The organism is Streptomyces sp. NPDC006197 (assembly GCF_040613865.1).
Classification (GTDB): domain Bacteria; phylum Actinomycetota; class Actinomycetes; order Streptomycetales; family Streptomycetaceae; genus Streptomyces.
The window spans coordinates 1-16700 of the sequence record NZ_JBEXSZ010000172.1 but is presented as its reverse complement, the minus strand read 5'-3'; the positions used below and the strand labels follow the sequence as shown (position 1 = coordinate 16700).

Annotated in this window: 14 protein-coding genes and 1 pseudogene; 9 read left to right on the top strand and 6 right to left on the bottom strand. The window is 75.2% G+C overall.

Going from position 1 to position 16700, the window contains the following annotated elements; translation table 11 throughout:
* Together ABZ318_RS34595 and ABZ318_RS34590 are read right to left on the bottom strand one after the other, a co-directional pair.
* A partial coding sequence (locus tag ABZ318_RS34595) for a hypothetical protein (RefSeq protein WP_356906404.1) occupies positions 1 to 1759 on the bottom strand: 1759 nt, incomplete at its 3' end.
* A gap of 37 nt (positions 1760 to 1796) precedes the next feature.
* Positions 1797 to 1991, bottom strand: a complete 195-nt coding sequence (locus ABZ318_RS34590) for a hypothetical protein (RefSeq protein WP_030691317.1) — start codon at positions 1989 to 1991, stop codon at positions 1797 to 1799.
* Between the two features lie 308 nt (positions 1992 to 2299).
* On the opposite strand from ABZ318_RS34590, the gene ABZ318_RS34585 reads away from it, so the two are divergent.
* From ABZ318_RS34585 to ABZ318_RS34570, 4 genes are all read left to right on the top strand, one after another.
* Complete coding sequence (locus tag ABZ318_RS34585) at positions 2300 to 2692, top strand: ankyrin repeat domain-containing protein (protein WP_356906403.1); 393 nt, start codon at positions 2300 to 2302, stop codon at positions 2690 to 2692.
* Positions 2693 to 2948: 256 nt separating this feature from the next.
* Complete coding sequence (locus ABZ318_RS34580) at positions 2949 to 4364, top strand: HEAT repeat domain-containing protein (protein ID WP_356906402.1); 1416 nt, start codon at positions 2949 to 2951, stop codon at positions 4362 to 4364.
* A gap of 173 nt (positions 4365 to 4537) precedes the next feature.
* The gene (locus ABZ318_RS34575) at positions 4538 to 4681 is read left to right on the top strand and encodes a hypothetical protein (protein WP_356906401.1); all 144 of its coding nucleotides are present in this window, start codon (positions 4538 to 4540) and stop codon (positions 4679 to 4681) included.
* Positions 4678 to 8271, top strand: a complete 3594-nt coding sequence (locus tag ABZ318_RS34570) for a hydantoinase B/oxoprolinase family protein (RefSeq protein WP_356906400.1) — start codon at positions 4678 to 4680, stop codon at positions 8269 to 8271. The genes ABZ318_RS34575 and ABZ318_RS34570 overlap by 4 nt, the downstream gene beginning before the upstream one ends.
* 17 nt (positions 8272 to 8288) lie before the next feature.
* On the opposite strand, the gene ABZ318_RS34565 is transcribed toward ABZ318_RS34570, so the two are convergent.
* From ABZ318_RS34565 to ABZ318_RS34550, 4 genes are read right to left on the bottom strand one after another with little or no spacing between them, the layout of a single operon-like run.
* Positions 8289 to 9152, bottom strand: a complete 864-nt coding sequence (locus tag ABZ318_RS34565) for a biotin-dependent carboxyltransferase family protein (protein ID WP_356906399.1) — start codon at positions 9150 to 9152, stop codon at positions 8289 to 8291.
* The gene (locus ABZ318_RS34560) at positions 9149 to 9769 is read right to left on the bottom strand and encodes an allophanate hydrolase subunit 1 (RefSeq protein ID WP_356906398.1); all 621 of its coding nucleotides are present in this window, start codon (positions 9767 to 9769) and stop codon (positions 9149 to 9151) included. Before ABZ318_RS34560 ends, ABZ318_RS34565 begins: the two co-directional genes overlap by 4 nt.
* Positions 9766 to 10530 (bottom strand): 5-oxoprolinase subunit PxpA, encoded by a 765-nt coding sequence (locus ABZ318_RS34555; protein WP_356906397.1) that lies wholly within the window; start codon positions 10528 to 10530, stop codon positions 9766 to 9768. Before ABZ318_RS34555 ends, ABZ318_RS34560 begins: the two co-directional genes overlap by 4 nt.
* Positions 10531 to 10587: 57 nt before the next feature.
* Positions 10588 to 10851 (bottom strand): hypothetical protein, encoded by a 264-nt coding sequence (locus ABZ318_RS34550; RefSeq protein WP_356906396.1) that lies wholly within the window; start codon positions 10849 to 10851, stop codon positions 10588 to 10590.
* Between the two features lie 182 nt (positions 10852 to 11033).
* On the opposite strand from ABZ318_RS34550, the gene ABZ318_RS34545 reads away from it, so the two are divergent.
* The 5 genes and pseudogenes from ABZ318_RS34545 to ABZ318_RS34525 all read left to right on the top strand — a co-directional run.
* Positions 11034 to 11744, top strand: a complete 711-nt coding sequence (locus ABZ318_RS34545) for a GntR family transcriptional regulator (protein WP_356906395.1) — start codon at positions 11034 to 11036, stop codon at positions 11742 to 11744.
* 88 nt (positions 11745 to 11832) lie between these two features.
* A complete protein-coding gene (locus ABZ318_RS34540) occupies positions 11833 to 13377 on the top strand; it encodes a hypothetical protein (protein WP_123450225.1) in 1545 nt (514 codons plus the stop codon).
* Between the two features lie 410 nt (positions 13378 to 13787).
* Entirely contained in the window at positions 13788 to 14003 is a 216-nt protein-coding gene (locus ABZ318_RS34535; protein WP_356906394.1) for a hypothetical protein, read from the top strand.
* Positions 14000 to 14902: a hypothetical protein gene (locus tag ABZ318_RS34530; RefSeq protein WP_356906393.1), complete on the top strand. Its 903-nt coding sequence runs from the start codon at positions 14000 to 14002 to the stop codon at positions 14900 to 14902. The genes ABZ318_RS34535 and ABZ318_RS34530 overlap by 4 nt, the downstream gene beginning before the upstream one ends.
* Before the next feature lie 56 nt (positions 14903 to 14958).
* Positions 14959 to 16700, top strand: a pseudogene (locus ABZ318_RS34525) (hypothetical protein); the annotation flags it as partial.

Below are 16700 nucleotides of genomic sequence, written 5' to 3'. Positions count from 1 at the left end.
CCGGGGTCTTGGCCGTGACCGTGTCGTGCGCCGTGACTGTGGCCGGGGTCTTGGCCGTGACCGTGTCGTGCGCCGTGACCGGGGCCGGGGTCTTGGCCGTGACCGTGTCGTGCGCCGTGACTGTGGCCGGGGTCTTGGCCGTGACCGTGTCGTGCGCCGTGACCGGGGCCGGGGTCTTGACCGTGACCGTGTCCTGCGCCGGGGTCTTGACCGTGATCACGGGCGGGTTCGCGGGCGCCGCCGGGGCCGTGAACGCGCGGCGCTCCGGGAGCAGGTCCAGGACCGCCCGCCGGTGCGCCTCGCTCGTCGCGTCGTCGTACGGGTCGGGCGTCGCCGGCACCTGGAGCCGCAGGACCGGACCCGTGCCCAGGCGCGCGTAGCCACGGCCCGCCGGGACCTCGGGCGTCGGCGTGGTGTGCGGCCGGGCGCCGAGGACGGCCGCGATCTGCTCCGGGGCGGCGGGGCCGAGGACGATCCGGGCCCGCGTGTGGGTCCGTACCGCCTCGCCCAGCGTCTCCGTGCTGTCGAACTGCTCGGCCACCACCACCGTGACCTGCGCCGTGCGCCCGTGCCGCAGCGGCACATCGAGCAGCTCCTGCGGGTCGGGGCGGCCGTCGGCGGCGGCCAGGTGGCCCAGGACGCTCGGCCGGTCGAGCAGGATCCACAGCGGACGGCGGGTGTCCTCGGGCGCGGGCTGCCCGGCCTGTCGGGCCCGGTTCGCGGCGATCAGCCGCCGCTCCGTCTCGTGCGCCGCCCACTCCAGGGTGGCGAGGGCCCCGGAGAGCCCGCACTCGACCGCGAGGACGCCGTCGCGGCCGGTCAGGCAGGCGTACTCGCCGGTGCCGGCGCCCTCGACGATCAGCACGTCCCCGTGGGGAAGGGCCTGGAGCGCGATCGAGCGCAGCAGGGAGGTGGTGCCGCTGCCGGGCTGCCCGACGGCGAGCAGGTGCGGCTCGGTGGAGCGGGGGCCGGTGCGCCAGACGACGGCCGGCGCGTCCTCCGTGCCGTCCGCCGAGACGACCGGCACCGTCCGCTGCACGGCGTCGGCGTCGGTGAACCCGAGGACGGTCTCGCCCGGCACCGTGACGAAGCGCTGGGCGGCGATGGTGGTGGGCAGGGCGGGCAGCACGCTCATGACGAGCCGGTTGCCCTCCTCGTCCCAGTCGAAGCGGTACTCGCGGCCCCGCCCCGACTTGGCGTGCAGCAGCTGCTCGATGCGGGCGCGGGCGGCCGGTTCGCCGTCGGTGAAGTACGGGGGGTACGCAATCTTCAGCCGGGTCAGCCGCCCGTCCTCGTCGAAGGCGTACTCCCCGAAGGCGCCGCTCCACTCGCCGCCGTGGGCGAAGAGCGGTGCCGGGTCCTCCGGCACGGAGAAGTACGGCACGAGCGCCTCGTACAGGCCCTTGAGCCGGGCGATCTCCGCGTCGTCGGGCCCGGTCTTCACGACCGGGCGCTCCCGGCCCAGCCAGGCGGCCACGGCCATGAGCAGGACGAGCGCGAGGAGCGGCCCGTACGGCATGAGGGCGACGACCAGGACGCAGGCCGCGACCAGGAGCAACGTGGGACCACGCCGCTCCTTGGGGGTCGCGGCCCACTTGGCGCGCGCGGTCGCGGCCAGCTTCCGCAGACCACGGGAGACCGTGATCAGCGGATGGAGCACGTCGGTGGCGCTGTCGGCGGCCGTGCGCGCGATCTCTCGACTGCGAGCGATCTGTGCGCTGCCGCTGCTCAGAATGCGGGGGAGTGGTCGCCGGGCCACGAAGTACTCCTGAATCGGTGGAAGGGACTGAAGGGCGTCAGAACTTGATCCCGCCCAGGAGGCCGGCGAGGCTCTGGCCGCCCGCCGTGATGCTCGGGGCGATGGCCGTGCCCGCGAGGTAGAAGCCGAACAGTGAGCTGACGAGGGCGTGCGAGGCCTTCATGCCGTCCTTCTTGAAGAACAGGAAGCAGATGATGCCGAGCAGGACCACGCCTGAGATGGACAGGATCATTGGTTGTTCTCCTGGTTGAGGGGACAGTCACCATGAGTTCTTCCAGGTTCACAGGAAGTATCTATGTGATTAAAGGTGCATCAGAGTGAAAAACGGCTGATTTCACTTGACCGGCGGACGGCGGACGCCTCGCCGGGTGGCGAAACGCCCGGCGTGCGCTAGGGGCGGGTCCCGGGGCGGGATGACGTGATCTTTGCCTCGGTCGGGCGCGGTCATGTCGCCGGACGGGCAGTACCCTGTCGATTCACTCGTACGGCCGCGCTTGCCGTGCACAGGCCGACAACGCAGGAGAGAGGCGGTTCCACCCGATGAGCGAGACTCCGGACCCCGAGGTCGTCGAGCTGGCGTCGAAGGTCTTCGACCTCGCACGCACGGGTGACGCCGACGCCCTCGCCGCCTACGTCGACGCGGGCGTCCCCGCGAACCTCACCAACGACAGGGGCGACACCCTCGTCATGCTCGCCGCCTACCACGGCCACGCCGCCGCGGTCACCGCCCTCCTGGACCGAGGCGCCGAGGCCGACCGCCCCAACGACCGCGGCCAGACCCCGCTCGCCGGCGCCGTCTTCAAGGGCGAGGACGCCGTGATCCGTGCCCTCCTCGCCGCCGGCGCGAATCCGGAGGCAGGGACTCCGTCCGCGCTCGACACCGCCCGCATGTTCGGCAAGACCGAACTCCTGGAGCTCTTCGGAGCCAGGTGAACGGCGGCTGAACCCCAGGTGGGAGCAGGGTCGTAAATGTGGTCGCGGTGGCGAAATGGGTGGGTCATCATGACGTCGGGCCCGGCAAAACGGGCCACCGACGAGAGGCTGAGGAAGATGATCACTGGCAGGCGAACGACGACGAGCGGCCCCGAATGTTGCCGCACGGCCTAGGCGTACGGGCGATGTACCGCCCGACCGGGCTCCCCCCGGTATCCCCCGGTCGTGTCGACAGCTTGATGTGAGGCGTCTTCCCATGTTCGAACCAGTCATAGCGCCGAGCGGCACCCTGCTCGGCCTGCTGCAGCGGGGCCGCGGCGACGGCACCCTGCACGCGCTCGCCGCGCCACGCGCCGAGGCCCTCGCGGCCCTCAACCACTGCGTTCTCGACGACCCCCGCCACGACTGGCAGGTCGAGAACCGCTCCCTCTACTACGCCCGTCTCTACCTGGACCTCCACGGAGGCCTCGACGAGATCGAGGCGCACCTCCTGGGCGCCGAGGACCACCTCGACACCGAGGAGTCCCGGACCGGGCTCGCGCTCGCCGTCCTCGGGCACCTCGCCTCCTACGGACGCCAGGACGCCCTGCTGCTGCTCCGGCGGTACGCGGCGACCGGCGCCAACTGGGCCTGGGCCCTGGACGAGCTGGCCCTCCGCGACGACGACGCCGGACTCCGCGCGCTCGCCCTGCCCGTACTGGCCCGCTTCCCGGCCGACGCGGACGGCGACGCCGAGCTGGCGCGCACCGTCCGCGACGCCTTCGAGCCCCGCCCCTGGCGGCTGTGGGCCGAGGACCCACGCGAGGCCGTCGGCGCCCGGGTCAGGGCCGCCCGGGAACAGGGCTCCTTCGACCGCTGGCAGCGCCAGATGCGCCCCGCCGGGCCCCGCCCCGGCTGGAGCGTCCGGGCCGTCCTCGACTGGGCGCAGGAGGGATACGAGCGCGGAGCCGTCCTCTACGGCCCCGCCGCCCGCTGCCTGACCGCCGTCGCCGGACCCGAGGACCGGCCCGAGCTCCTCGCCGCCGCCCGGCACGGCGCCACGGGAGCCCGCGGCGCCGCCCTGCACCACCTCGCCGAGTCACAGGACCCCGCCGTCCTCGACCTCGTCGAGGCCGCGGCCGACGGCGACTCCCGCGAGGTCGCCGACGCCGCCGTCGCCGCCTACCGGCGGATGTGCGGCGAGGACGCCGTCGCCCGCGCCCGCGCGTGGGTCCGGCGCACCGACGCCCTCGGGACGGCCGCCGCAGAGGTCCTCGCCTGCCGGGGCACCGCCCAGGACGCCGGCCTCGTCCTCGGCGCCCTGCGCGACACCGTGCGCTCCGCGGGCCCCGACGCCCCCGAGCTCGCCTGCCTCGTCGACGGCGCCGGACGCCTCGGCATCGCCTGCGCGGCACCCGTGCTGCGCCACGTCTACCGCGAGACGACCTCCTCCCGGCTGCGCGGCCACGTGGCCCGCGCCCTCGCCGCCACCGACCCCACCTTCGCGACCGGCTTCGCCGTCGAATGCCTCTGGGACTGCGAGGAGACCACCCGCGAGGTCGCGGCCCAGCACGCCGAGACCGGTGACGTGCGCGTCGCCGAGCGATTGCGCCGCCTCGCCGCCGACCCGGCCGAAGAGGTCGAGGTCCAGACGGCGGTACGCAACCGGATAGGGCCGGACCTCCAGGTCTGACCCCGGCTCCGGGGCAGCGACAGGTCCGACCACCCCCTCCCGGCCCGACCTCGCGCACCCGAGCCACCCGCCACCCGCCACCCGGCCCCCGGGGCGGCGCGGCCTGCGGCGGAGAACCCGCCGACCGTGGCCCCGCCCCGGGGGCCGCCGCGTCTCCCCGAGGAGGCCCGCCGGTGACACGGGGAACGGCGGGCGCGGGTGCGGCCACGGCGGAGGCCGCCCCGCCCGCCCCGCCCGTGATCCCGCCCGCCCGGATCGGTGGCGTCGCCGAGGGCGACGCCCTCACGGCCGCGCTCGCGGCCACAATGGGGAGATGAGCGGGCGCTGGGAGTTCTGGATCGACCGGGGCGGCACCTTCACCGACGTCGTCGGGCGGCGGCCCGACGGCCGGCTCGTCAGCCGCAAGGTGCTCTCCCACGACCCCGCCCGCCGACAGGACGCGGCAGTCGCCGGCATCCGCCTCCTCCTCGGCCTGGACCCCGGCGAACCCGTCCCCGCCGACCGCGTCGCCGTCGTCAAGATGGGCACCACCGTCGCCACCAACGCCCTCCTGGAGCGGCGCGGCGAACCGACCGTGCTCCTCGTCACCGAGGGCTTCCGCGACGCGCTCCGCATCGCCTACCAGAACCGGCCCCGGCTCTTCGACCGGCACATCGTGCTGCCCGAGGCGGTGTACGCGCGCGTGATCGAGGTCCCCGAGCGGGTCGACGCCCGCGGCCGTGTCGTCCGTCCGCTGGACGAGCCCGCCGTCGCCGGAGCACTCGCCGCCGCGCGCCGCGACGGCTTCCGCTCCGCCGCCGTCGTCCTGCTGCACGGCTACCGGCACCCCGAGCACGAGGCCCGGGTCGCGGCGGCGGCCCGCGCCGCCGGCTTCACCCAGATCAGCTGCTCGCACGAGGTCAGCCCGCTCATCAAGCTCGTCCCGCGCGGGGACACCACCGTCGTCGACGCCTACCTCTCGCCGATCCTGCGCCGGTACGTCGACGAGGTCGCCCGCGAACTCGCCGGCATCCGCCTCATGTTCATGCAGTCCAACGGAGGACTCCGCGAGGCGGCCCACTTCCGCGGCAAGGACGCCGTCCTGTCGGGCCCGGCGGGCGGCGTCGTCGGCATGGCCCGCACCTCGGCGCAGGCGGGGCACGACCGTGTCATCGGCTTCGACATGGGCGGCACCTCCACCGATGTGTCGCACTACGCCGGCGTCTTCGAGCGTGAACTCGGTACACAGGTCGCCGGGGTGCGGATGCGGGCGCCCATGATGAGCATCCACACCGTCGCGGCCGGCGGCGGCTCCGTCCTCCACTACGACGGGCGCCGCTACCGGGTCGGCCCCGACTCGGCCGGCGCCGTCCCCGGGCCCGCCTGCTACCGCCGCGGCGGCCCCCTGACGGTCACCGACGCCAACGTCATGCTCGGACGCGTCCAGCCCGACCACTTCCCCGCCGTCTTCGGCGAGACCGGCGACCGCCCGCTCGACGCGGAGGTCGTACGGGAGCGGTTCACCGCCCTCGCCGAGGAGGTCGGCGGCGGCCGCACCCCCGAGGAGGTCGCCGCGGGCTTCCTGGAGATCGCCGTCCTTGACATGGCCAACGCCGTCAAGAAGATCTCCGTGGAGCGCGGCCACGACGTCACCCGGTACGCCCTCACCAGCTTCGGCGGCGCCGGCGGCCAGCACGCCTGCGCCGTCGCCGACGCCCTGGGCGTCGACACCGTCCTCGTACCCCCGCTGGCCGGAGTGCTCTCGGCGTACGGGATCGGGCTCGCCGACGCCACCGCCATGCGGGAGCGGTCCGTCGAAGCCGAGCTCGACGCCGCCGGCACCCACGAGCGCGTGACCGCCCTCTGCGCCGAACTCGCCGACCGCACCCGCGGGGAGCTCCGCGCCGACGGACTGCCGGACGAGGCGATCACCACGCACGCACGCGTGCTCCTGCGGTACGCGGGTACGGACGCGAGCCTCCCCGTCGACCTCGCACCGCCCGACGAGCTGAAAACCGCGTTCACGGACGTCCATCGGGCGCGGTACGCCTTCACCCTGGACCGGCCGCTCGTCGTCGAGGCCGTCACCGTCGAGGCCGTCGGAAGCGCCGGTCCGCACGGGCCGGTCCTCGTCGACACCGCGGAGCGGAGCGGCCCCCTCGTCCCCGTGGCCACCGTCCGGATGCACAGCGCCGGCACACCCCGCGACGCCCCGCTCCACCGGCGCGAGGACCTGCGGCCGGGCGACGGCGTCGACGGGCCCGCGATCCTCGCCGAGGCCGACGCCACGACCGTCGTCGACACCGGCTGGCGGGCCACCGCGACCGACGGCGGCCACCTCCTGCTGCGCCGCGTCGCCCCCCGCCCCGCGCGCGTGGCCGCCGGCACGGACGTGGACCCCGTCCTCCTGGAGGTCTTCAACAACCTCTTCATGTCCATCGCCGAGCAGATGGGCGTCCGCCTGGAGAACACAGCCCAGTCGGTCAACATCAAGGAACGCCTCGACTTCTCCTGCGCCCTCTTCGACGCCGAGGGCAACCTGATCGCCAACGCGCCCCACATCCCCGTCCACCTCGGCTCCATGGGGGAGTCCATCAAGGAGGTGCTCCGCCGGCGCGGGGACGACCTGCGCCCCGGCGACGTGTACGCGATCAACGACCCGTACCACGGCGGCACCCACCTCCCCGACGTCACCGTCGTGACCCCGGTGTTCGACGACACGGGCGGCGAACTCCGCTTCCTCGTCGCCTCCCGCGGCCACCACGCCGAGATCGGCGGCATCACCCCCGGCTCCATGCCCGCCTTCAGCCGGACCGTCGACGAGGAGGGCGTCCTCTTCGACAACTGGCTGCTCGTCCGCGACGGACACCTCCGCGAGACCGAGACCCGCGCCCTGCTCACCGGCGCCCGCCACCCCTCCCGCGACCCGGACACCAACCTCGCCGACCTGCGCGCCCAGATCGCCGCCAACGAGAAGGGCATCGAGGAACTGCGCCGCACGGTCGAGGAGTTCGGACTCGACGTCGTCCAGGCCTACATGCGGCACGTCCGCGCCAACGCCGAGGAGTCCGTACGGCGCATCGTCGCCCGCCTGGACGACGGCGAGTACCGCTACGAGACCGACGGGGGCGCGGTGATCCGGGTCGCCGTCCGGATCGACCGCGAACGGCGCTCCGCGCTCATCGACTTCACCGGCACCTCCGCCCAGCTGCCCGGGAACGCCAACGCGCCCACCGCCGTCGTCATGGCCGCCGTCCTGTACGTCTTCCGCACCCTGGTCGACGAGGACATCCCGCTCAACAGCGGCTGCCTGGAGCCCCTGGAGGTCCGCGTCCCGCCCGGCTCCATGCTCGCCCCCGTCCACCCGGCGGCCACCGTCGCCGGGAACGTCGAGACCTCCCAGGCCGTGACGGGCGCGCTCTACGCGGCCCTCGGCGTCCAGGCCGAGGGCTCCGGAACCATGAACAACGTCACCTTCGGCAACGCGCGCGTGCAGTACTACGAGACCGTCGCGAGCGGCTCGGGCGCGGGCGACGGCTTCGACGGCGCCGACGCCGTCCAGACCCACATGACCAACTCCCGGCTCACGGACCCCGAGATCCTGGAGTGGCGCCACCCCGTCCGGGTCGACGCCTTCGCGGTACGGGAGGACAGCGGCGGGCGCGGCCGATGGCACGGCGGCCACGGCGTGGAGCGGCGCCTGCGCTTCCTGGAGCCGATGACGGTGGCCCTCCTCACCGGCCACCGCAGGGTCCCGCCGTACGGGATGGCCGGCGGCGAGCCGGGCGCCCTCGGCGAGAACCTCGTGGAACGCGCCGACGGCACCGTCGAGCACCTCGAAGGCGCCGCCACCACGGAGGTGGGCCCCGACGACGTCCTGGTCCTGCGCACCCCCGGCGGCGGGGGCTACGGCCCGCCGCCCCCGTGACCCTCACCGCATGACCCTCACCGCACCGGCACGAACCGCACCGGCGTCCCCGGGACCGCCTGCGCCGCCGCGCCCAGATCGGCCTCCCGCACCACCGCGACCACCGGATAGCCCCCGGTCGTCGGATGGTCCGCCAGGAACACCACCGGGCGCCCGTCCGGCGGGACCTGCACCGCGCCCAGGACCATGCCCTCGCTCGGCAGCTCGCCCGGCAGGGCCCGCTCCAGGGCCGGCCCCTCCAGACGCAGTCCGATCCGGTTGCTCGCCGGCGACACCCGGTACGCGCGCGTGGAGAAGGTCCGAAGCGCGTCGGCGGTGAACCAGTCGTCGCGGGGACCGAGCCGGACGCGCAGGACGAGCTCCGCCGCCGGGCCCGGCCACGGCGGGGCGTCGACCGGCCCCCGTACGCCCGTGTCCGCCCCCAGCGGCAGCACCGTCCCCTCCGCGAGCGGTGCCGGGCCGAGGCCCGACAGCAGGTCGGCGGAGCGGCTGCCGAGCACCGGCGCGACGGTGATCCCGCCGCCGAACGCCACGTACGAACGCAGTCCGCGCACGGCCGCCCCCACCTCCAGGACCGACCCGGCGCCGACCCGGACCGTCGTCCCCCAGGCGGCCGGGCGGCCGTCCACCCGGACCGGGCAGGGCGCGCCGCCCACCGCCACGGTCACCGCGCACCGGGGCCGCAGCGCGCACCCGCTGACGGTGGTCTCCAGGACCGCCGCGCCCTCCGCGTTGCCGACGAGCCGGTTGACGAGCCGTACGGCCGCCGGGTCGAGGGCGCCCGAGCGGGGCACGCCGAGGTGCGCGTACCCCGTGCGCCCCAGGTCCTGGACGGTGGTCAGCGCCCCGGCCCGGACCACGGCGACGGCCCGGTCGCTCATCGCCCGACCCCCGCCGTGAACCGGACCCGGGTGCCGGGCGCGAGCAGCGCGGCCGGGTCCCGCCCGGAGTCCCACAGCACCACGTCCGTGGTGCCGATCAGCTGCCAGCCGCCGGGGGAGGAGCGCGGATACACCCCCGTGTACGGGCCGGCCAGGGCGACCGACCCGGCCGGGACGGCCGTCCGCGGAGTGGCCCGGCGGGGCACCTCGTACCGCTCGCCGAGCCCGGTCAGATAGCCGAAGCCGGGCGCGAACCCGCAGAAGGCGACCCGGAACTCGGCCGCCGTGTGGATCCGCACCGCCGCCTCCACGGACACCCCCCAGAGAGCGGCGACCTCCGGCAGGTCGGGCCCGTCGTAGCGCACCGGCACCTCGACGGCCTCGCCCACGCGCGCGTGGAGCGGCGCCGGCTCCCAGCCGGTCAGCTCGGCCGCCAGCCGCTCCGGATCGTCCACCCCGTCGAGGAGCACCGTCCGCGCCGCCGGCACGATCTCCCGCACGGCGGGCAGCGCCCCGGCCGACCGCCGCCGCAGCAGCTCGGCGTGGAAGGCCTCGGTCGCGTCGCCGCCCTCCAACTCCACCAGGAGGGCCCGGTCGCCCGCCCTCAGCACCCTCACGCGAAGGCCTCCACGCGCACGCCGGAGGCTTCGAGCCGCTCCCGGACCCGCCGGGCGAGGCCCACCGCGCCCGGGGTGTCCCCGTGCAGGCAGAGCGACCGGGCCCGCACGGCGACGGAGCTCCCGCAGTGCGCCGTGACGACCCCGAACCGGGCCATGGACAACGCCCGTTCGACGACCTCGTCCGGATCCGTGACGACGGCTCCCTCCTGCCCCCGTGGCAGCAGGGAGCCGTCCGCCCGGTAGGCCCGGTCGCCGAAGGCCTCGGCGACGACCGGGAGCCCGGCCGCCGCTGCGGCCTCGTGCAGCCGGGACCCCGGCAGCCCGAGGACCGGCAGCGTCCGGTCCGCGAGCAGCACGCCGTCGACGACCGCCGCCGCCTGCTCCGCGTCCCGGACCACCCGGTTGTAGAGCGCCCCGTGCGGCTTCACGTACGAGACCCGCGAGCCCGCGGCCCGGGCGAAGACCTCCAGGGCACCGATCTGGTACGCCACCTCGGCGGCCAGCTCCGCCGCCGGGACGTCCATCGCCCGCCGTCCGAAGCCGGCCAGGTCGCGGTAGGACACCTGGGCCCCGATCCGTACCCCGCGGGCCGCCGCGAGCTCGCAGACCCGCCGCATGGTGGCCGCGTCCCCGGCGTGGAAGCCGCAGGCCACGTTGGCGCTGGTGACGACGGACAGGAGCTGCTCGTCGTCGGTCAGCGTCCAGCGGCCGAAGCCCTCGCCGAGGTCGGCGTTGAGATCGATCGGGACCGGGGTCATGTGGTGCTTCCTCTCCCACCTGGTGGTGCGGTGGTGCTCATGGACGCGCCGCGCGGTTCACACGGCGGTGCGGTAGTGGTCGTGCCGGACGTCGGCGACGAACATCCGGCCCGCGCACGCGCGCGTGCCTCGCGCGGATGACGGCTCCGACCGCGCGCCCCGTGTTGTACGCGAGCCCCTGCCCCGTGCCGCGCACCGGCGTCGGATACGGCTCCGCGATCCGGCGTCGGCCCGCCGGAACACCAGGGCGTATCCGCCGAACGCGCCCGTGTCGTCGGGCCGTTCGCCCTGGGAGCGCTGCCGGGTCTGTGTCGTGCTCATCTGCACCTCGCAGGAGGGGAGGCGCGTGCCTGGGAGACGTACCGAGTAAGCGTGCGGTGCCGTCAAGGTAGAGGATTGTTCAACGATCCGACAAGAGGAGTGTTGTCGCTTCCCCGTTTCTGCGGTTGACTCGGGCCGTTCCACGGCCGCCCGGCCGCGGACGACGGAAGGGGCGAGGCGCTGTGGACGCGAGCGGGACCGGCGGGCTGACGGACGACCGCGTGCTGCTCGGACGCACGAGCACGGCCGAGCGGGTCGCGGACATCCTGCGCACCCGGATCGCGGAGGGCTACTTCCCGCCCGGCGCCCGACTCTCCGAGGAGAGCATCGGCGGCGCCCTCGGTGTGTCCCGCAACACACTCCGCGAGGCCTTCCGGCTCCTCACCCACGAGCGCCTGCTCGTCCACGAGCTCAACCGGGGCGTCTTCGTCCGCGTCCTGGCCGTGGGCGACGTGGACGACATCTACCGCACCCGGCGGCTCGTCGAGTGCGCCGTCGTACGGGGCCTGGGGCAGCCGCCGTTCGCCGTCGAAGGCCTTGCCGCCGCCGTCGCCGAGGGCGAGACCGCGGCCCATGCCGGCGACTGGACGGGCGTCTCCACCGCCAACATCCACTTCCACCGCGAACTCGTCGCCCTCGCCGGCAGCGCCCGTACCGACGAGCTGATGCGCGGCGTCCTCGCCGAACTCCGCCTCGCCTTCCACGTCGTCGACGACCCGCGCGCCCTGCACGAGCCCTATCTGCGGAGGAACCGGGAGATCCTGGACGCCCTGCGCGCCGGTGAACGGGCCTCGGCGGAGCGACTCCTCGCCCGCTACCTCGACGACTCCCGCACCCGGGTCGCCGCCGCCTACGCCCGGGCCGTCGACGATCCGACGGGCGCCGCCGGCTGACGGCAGAGCCCGTACGAGGCTACCGAGGGGGCCGGTCGTATCTGCGCCGTTTCGACCGTTGTCAGGGTGAGGACCTAATCTGTGCACCGTGACTTCGCCTGCCTCGACGGACCTCGCTCCGCCCCAGCTCAGCGCGGGGCCGCGCCCCGCGCAGGGCCCGGCCGCCGACGAAGGGCTCGCGCGGCGGCTCCGCGCGCTCGCGTGCACCGCCCCGCTGCACGACCTCGACGCGCGCAAGGCGAACCTGGCCGGCGAGTACACGGTCTACGCGATGGCCGAGGTGGCCCTCGCCGCGATCGACCTCATCACGCTGAACATGGACTTCGACACCGGCGCCGACCACGAGCAGATCGTCGCCCGCCTGCTGCCCCGCGTCGCCGCCCAGGCACCCACCCGCCCCGCCGCCGAGCACGAGCGCGTCGCCCGCTGGGTCCTGGAGAACCTGATCAACGTCGGCAGCGTCGACCGCGGCTTCCGCGCCGTCTACGGCACCTTCGGCACCGACGGCGTCTACGTCCGCCGGGACTACGACTTCAAGCTCATCGAAGAGGTCCCGGGCTACGGCGGCGGGGTCTACCTCCGCACCACCGACGAAGCGGTCAACGTCCTCGTCGGAGCCCTCGACACCGACGTCACCAGCGCCCAGATCGCCGCCGAGGTGAAGCTGGAGGTCCTCATCAACCGGGGCCGCCTGGCCGACGCCCAGCTCGCCGCCGAGCAGGCGCGCTACCGGACCGTGCAGTACGCCGAGACCCTCCGCAAGACCCTGGAGGCCACCCGGCGCAACGTCCGCGCCGTCGACTGGCTCCACACCGTCCCCGACATGATCGCCGAGGCGCTCGACCACGTGGCCGACCGCTACCGCCACGAGAACGCGATCCTCACCAACATCCGCAAGGCCCGCGACGAGGCCGAGGCCACGAACGACGCGAAGACCGCGGAGCACAAGCGGCGCGCGGCCGAGCTCGTCGACATAGTCAAGGACTGCATCCGCCGCCACACCCAGCTCCAGTCCCGCCTCCTCGAAGCCGGGCCCCTCTTCCGCGCCGAGCAGGACCGGCAGGCCTTCGCCGCCCCCACCGCGTACACCGGACTCGACCTGTACGGTCAGCTGGTCGCCCCCGTCCTGCCGCTTCCCGTCGAACAGGCCACCCGCGTCACCGACGCCTTCTTCGCCCACGGCACCGGACTGCGCACCCCCGCCTCCGTCCGTCTCGGCGACCTCGTCGACCTGCTCCTCACCCCGCCCGTCGAGCGCGAGCACCTCGGCGCGGAGATGCCCGAGCCGGACCTCATCGCCACCCCCGACGACTCCCGCTTCAGCGAGGAGCAGCTCGCGAGCGCCATGCGCCTGCTCGACCTGGAGCACGACGCCCCGCGCCGCCTCTCCGGCCTGCTCGCCGAGGCCCGGCGCCTCGACCCCGACCTCCCGTACCTCGTCGCCCTCCTCGCCGTCCACGCGGCGAGCCCCCCGGTCGGCACCGCCTACCGCCAGGGGGAGGAGCGCCTCCTCTTCGCCGTCGACGACGGCACCCCGCTCGACGACCCCGAGTTCGGCGGCGCCGACCTCATCGTCGGTACGGCGATGCTCGACGCGGCGGGCATGGCCGCGGACCGCACGGAGGCCTCGTGACCCTCGTCCCCCCGGCTACCTCCACCGCCGCCCTCCCCGACGCCCCGGCGCCCGTCCCGGTGGCGGACGCTGCCGTTCCGGAACCGGAAACCTCGCCGGATCCCACCGCGGTACGGGAGCGGGAAACCCCACCTGAGCGGGAAACCGCGCCTGAGTCGGAAACCGTCCGCGAGTCGGAGGCCGCGCCTGCGCCGGAAACCGCCCGCGAGTCAGAAGCCGCGCCCGAGCGGGAAACCGCGCCTGCGCCGGAAACCGTCCGCGAGTCGGAGGCCGCGCCCGAGCCGGAAACCGCCCGCGAGTCCGAAGCCGCACCGCAGCCGGAAGCGGCGCTCCGGTCGGAACCCGTACCGGCCACCGCCGAGGCGTCCGCGTCCGCGCCCGCGGTCGTCGGACGGCCGCGGTTCGGGACCGTGTCGGTCCCGGAACCGGCCCGCACCCCGCCCGCGCGGCGCCGGGACCTGCCCTCCGTGCGCGCCGTGCGGCTCACGGACGAACCGCCCGCGCCCGCCGACCGCCCCGGCCCCGCCGCCGCACCGGCGTCCGTCACCCCCGTGCCGCTGCCCGTACCCCGACCCGCCCCCCGCGCCGTACCGACCGAGAGCCGTACCGAGGAGCCCCAGCCGTGAGCGAAACCCACGCCGAGTACACCGACGCGTGGAGCGAGCAGGAGCCCCCGCAGCCCCCGGCCGCGTCCACCACTTCCGCCGTCACCCCCGCGGACGCCGCCGACGCGGCCCGGCTCGTCTCCTTCGGCCTCCAGCCCAAGCTGCTCCCGGCCCGTGACGCCGAGTACACCGAGCTCCTGCGCCGCTACCGCGAGGACCCCGCCTTCGCACGCCTCGCCGACGCCGTCGCCACCGGCCTCGGACTCGTCGTCCTGGAGGTGTCCCCGCGCGCGGGAATGGCCGTCACCGCGGGCGAGGACTCCGTCTTCGCCGTCCGCATGGGCGACTACGCCCGCCGCGCCTCCACGGACTCCGCCGACCGCTTCCTGCACGGCCTCGCCCACCTCGCGGTCGCCGCCATGGCCTTCCCCCGGCCCGAGGACCTCGCCGACGACGCGTACATCGGCCGGCTCACGGTCAACGGCGTCGACGCCTTCGTGCGCCAGGCCTGTCTGCGCCTGGAGCAGCGCGCCGAGGAGCAGGGCGAGAACACCGACCCGGCCTCCGACGCCCCCGGCCTGGAGGCCGCCTGGCGGACCTACGCCCGCCGCAGCGCCACCGGGGCCACCAAGGACGCCCGCCGCCTCGCCGGTTCCACCACCGGCATCGTCGGCAAGGCCGCCGCCTTCCTCACCGACTCCGGCTTCCTCCAGCGCACCGGCGACGAGGGCGGCGGCTCCTACCGCACCACCGCCCGCTACCAGCTCCAGGTCCGCGACATGGCCGGCTCCGCCGCCATGGCCGAGCTCCTCGACCTCGGCGTCGTCCCCGTCAGCGACGGCTCCGCGACCCTCCTGCCGCCGCCCGAGGGCGACGACCTGGAACTCGCCGCCGACGCGGGACTGCCGTTCCATGCGTGACCGCCCCGCGTAACCGCCCCGCGCCACCGCCCCCTTCCAGTACGAGAGTCCGCCGCATGTACGAGCTGTCCCGGGTCCGCCTCTACTCCATCGGTCCCGCCGGTGCGCGCTACGCCGACACCGTCCTGGACCTGCGCGGAGTCGGCGCGCCCGTGCCCCACCCCGCCCCCACCCAGGCGGAGTTCTTCGAGGAGGAGCCGGTCGGCCCGCCGCGCCGCCCGGCCCCCGCGGGCGTGCTCTTCCTGGAGAACGGCGGCGGCAAGTCCGTCCTCCTCAAGCTGATCTTCTCGGTCATGCTCCCCGGCCACCGCAACACCCTCGGCGGCGCCAGCTCCGGCGTGCTGCGCAAGTTCCTCCTGGCCGACGACTGCGGCCACGTGGCCCTGGAGTGGCAGCACACCCTCACCGGCGAACTCGTCGTCGTCGGCAAGGCCAGCGAGTGGCGCGGCCGCCAGGTCTCCAACGACCCGCGGAAGTTCGCCGAGGCCTGGTACTCCTTCCGTCCCGGCCCCGGACTCAGCCTGGACAACCTCCCCGTCGCCGAGGCGACCTCCGTCCGCCCGCCCGTCGAGGGCGCCTCCGGCGCCACCGGCCGCCGCCGCACGATGAAGGGCTTCCGCGACGCGCTCACCGAGGCCGGGAAGGCGTACCCGCACCTGGAGGTGGTCTGGGAGGAGATCCACGACCGCTGGAACGAGCACCTCGGCGACCTCGGCCTCGACCCCGAACTCTTCCGCTACCAGCGCGAGATGAACGCCGATGAGGGCGAGGCCGCCGGCCTCTTCGCGGTCAAGAAGGACTCCGACTTCACCGACCTGCTGCTGCGCGCCGTCACCGACACCCGCGACACCGACGGCCTCGCGGACCTCGTCGGCGGCTTCGGCAACAAGCTCGGCCGCCGCGCCGAACTGACCGCCGAGCGCGACTTCACGGCCGGCTCCGTCGACCTCCTCGGCCGGATCGTCGAGGCCGCCGGGACCCGTGCCCACGCGCGCGAGGTCCACACGGGCGCCGAGCGCCGCACCCGCACGCTCGCCCGCCGGCTCTCCGCCCGCGCCGCCGAGGAGCGCGGCCGCGCCGCCGAACTCGCCCAGCAGGTCACCTCGGCCGGACACGCCGTCGCCGAGGCCGAGACCGCCCGCGGCCGCAGCTCCCTCATCGCCGCCGAACTCGCCTACCGGCACGCCTCCCTGGCGCTGACCGCCGCCGAGAAGGGCGCCGCCGCCCAGCGCCGCGAACTCACCGACGCCCGCACCCTGCACTCCGCCTGGCAGGCGGCCGAGGCGGTGCTGCGCCACCGGGCCGCCGGCGACCGCTCCGCGCGCGTGGCCGCCGCCATCCGCGAGGCCGAGCGCGACGCCGCCCCCGCCCTGGCCGCCCGCGCCGAGGCCGCCGCCGACCTCGTACGGGCCCTCGCCGCCGCCGCCGAGGAGGGCGAGCGCCACGCGGCGGAGGAGGAGGAACGCTCCACCGCCCTCCAGGACGCGAGCGAGACCGCCCACCGGGACGCCACCGCCGCCGCCACCGAGGCCCAGCGGGCCCGCAGCGAGGCCGGCCACCTGCGTCAGCGGCTCGCCGAGGTCGAGCAGGAGACCGCCGAGGCCGTCCGGGCCGGCTGGCTCGACGACACCGCCCCGGACGCCGACCCGGCCCGCGCCGCCCTCGCCGCGAGCGACGCCGAGAAGACGACGGTCGCCGCCTGGGACAACCGCGCCCTCGCGCAGGTGCAGCCCGTCCGCCTTCAGGCCGTACTCGATCGACTTGAGTTCCGGCAGGGCCGCAGCCTCGGGAGTCTCGA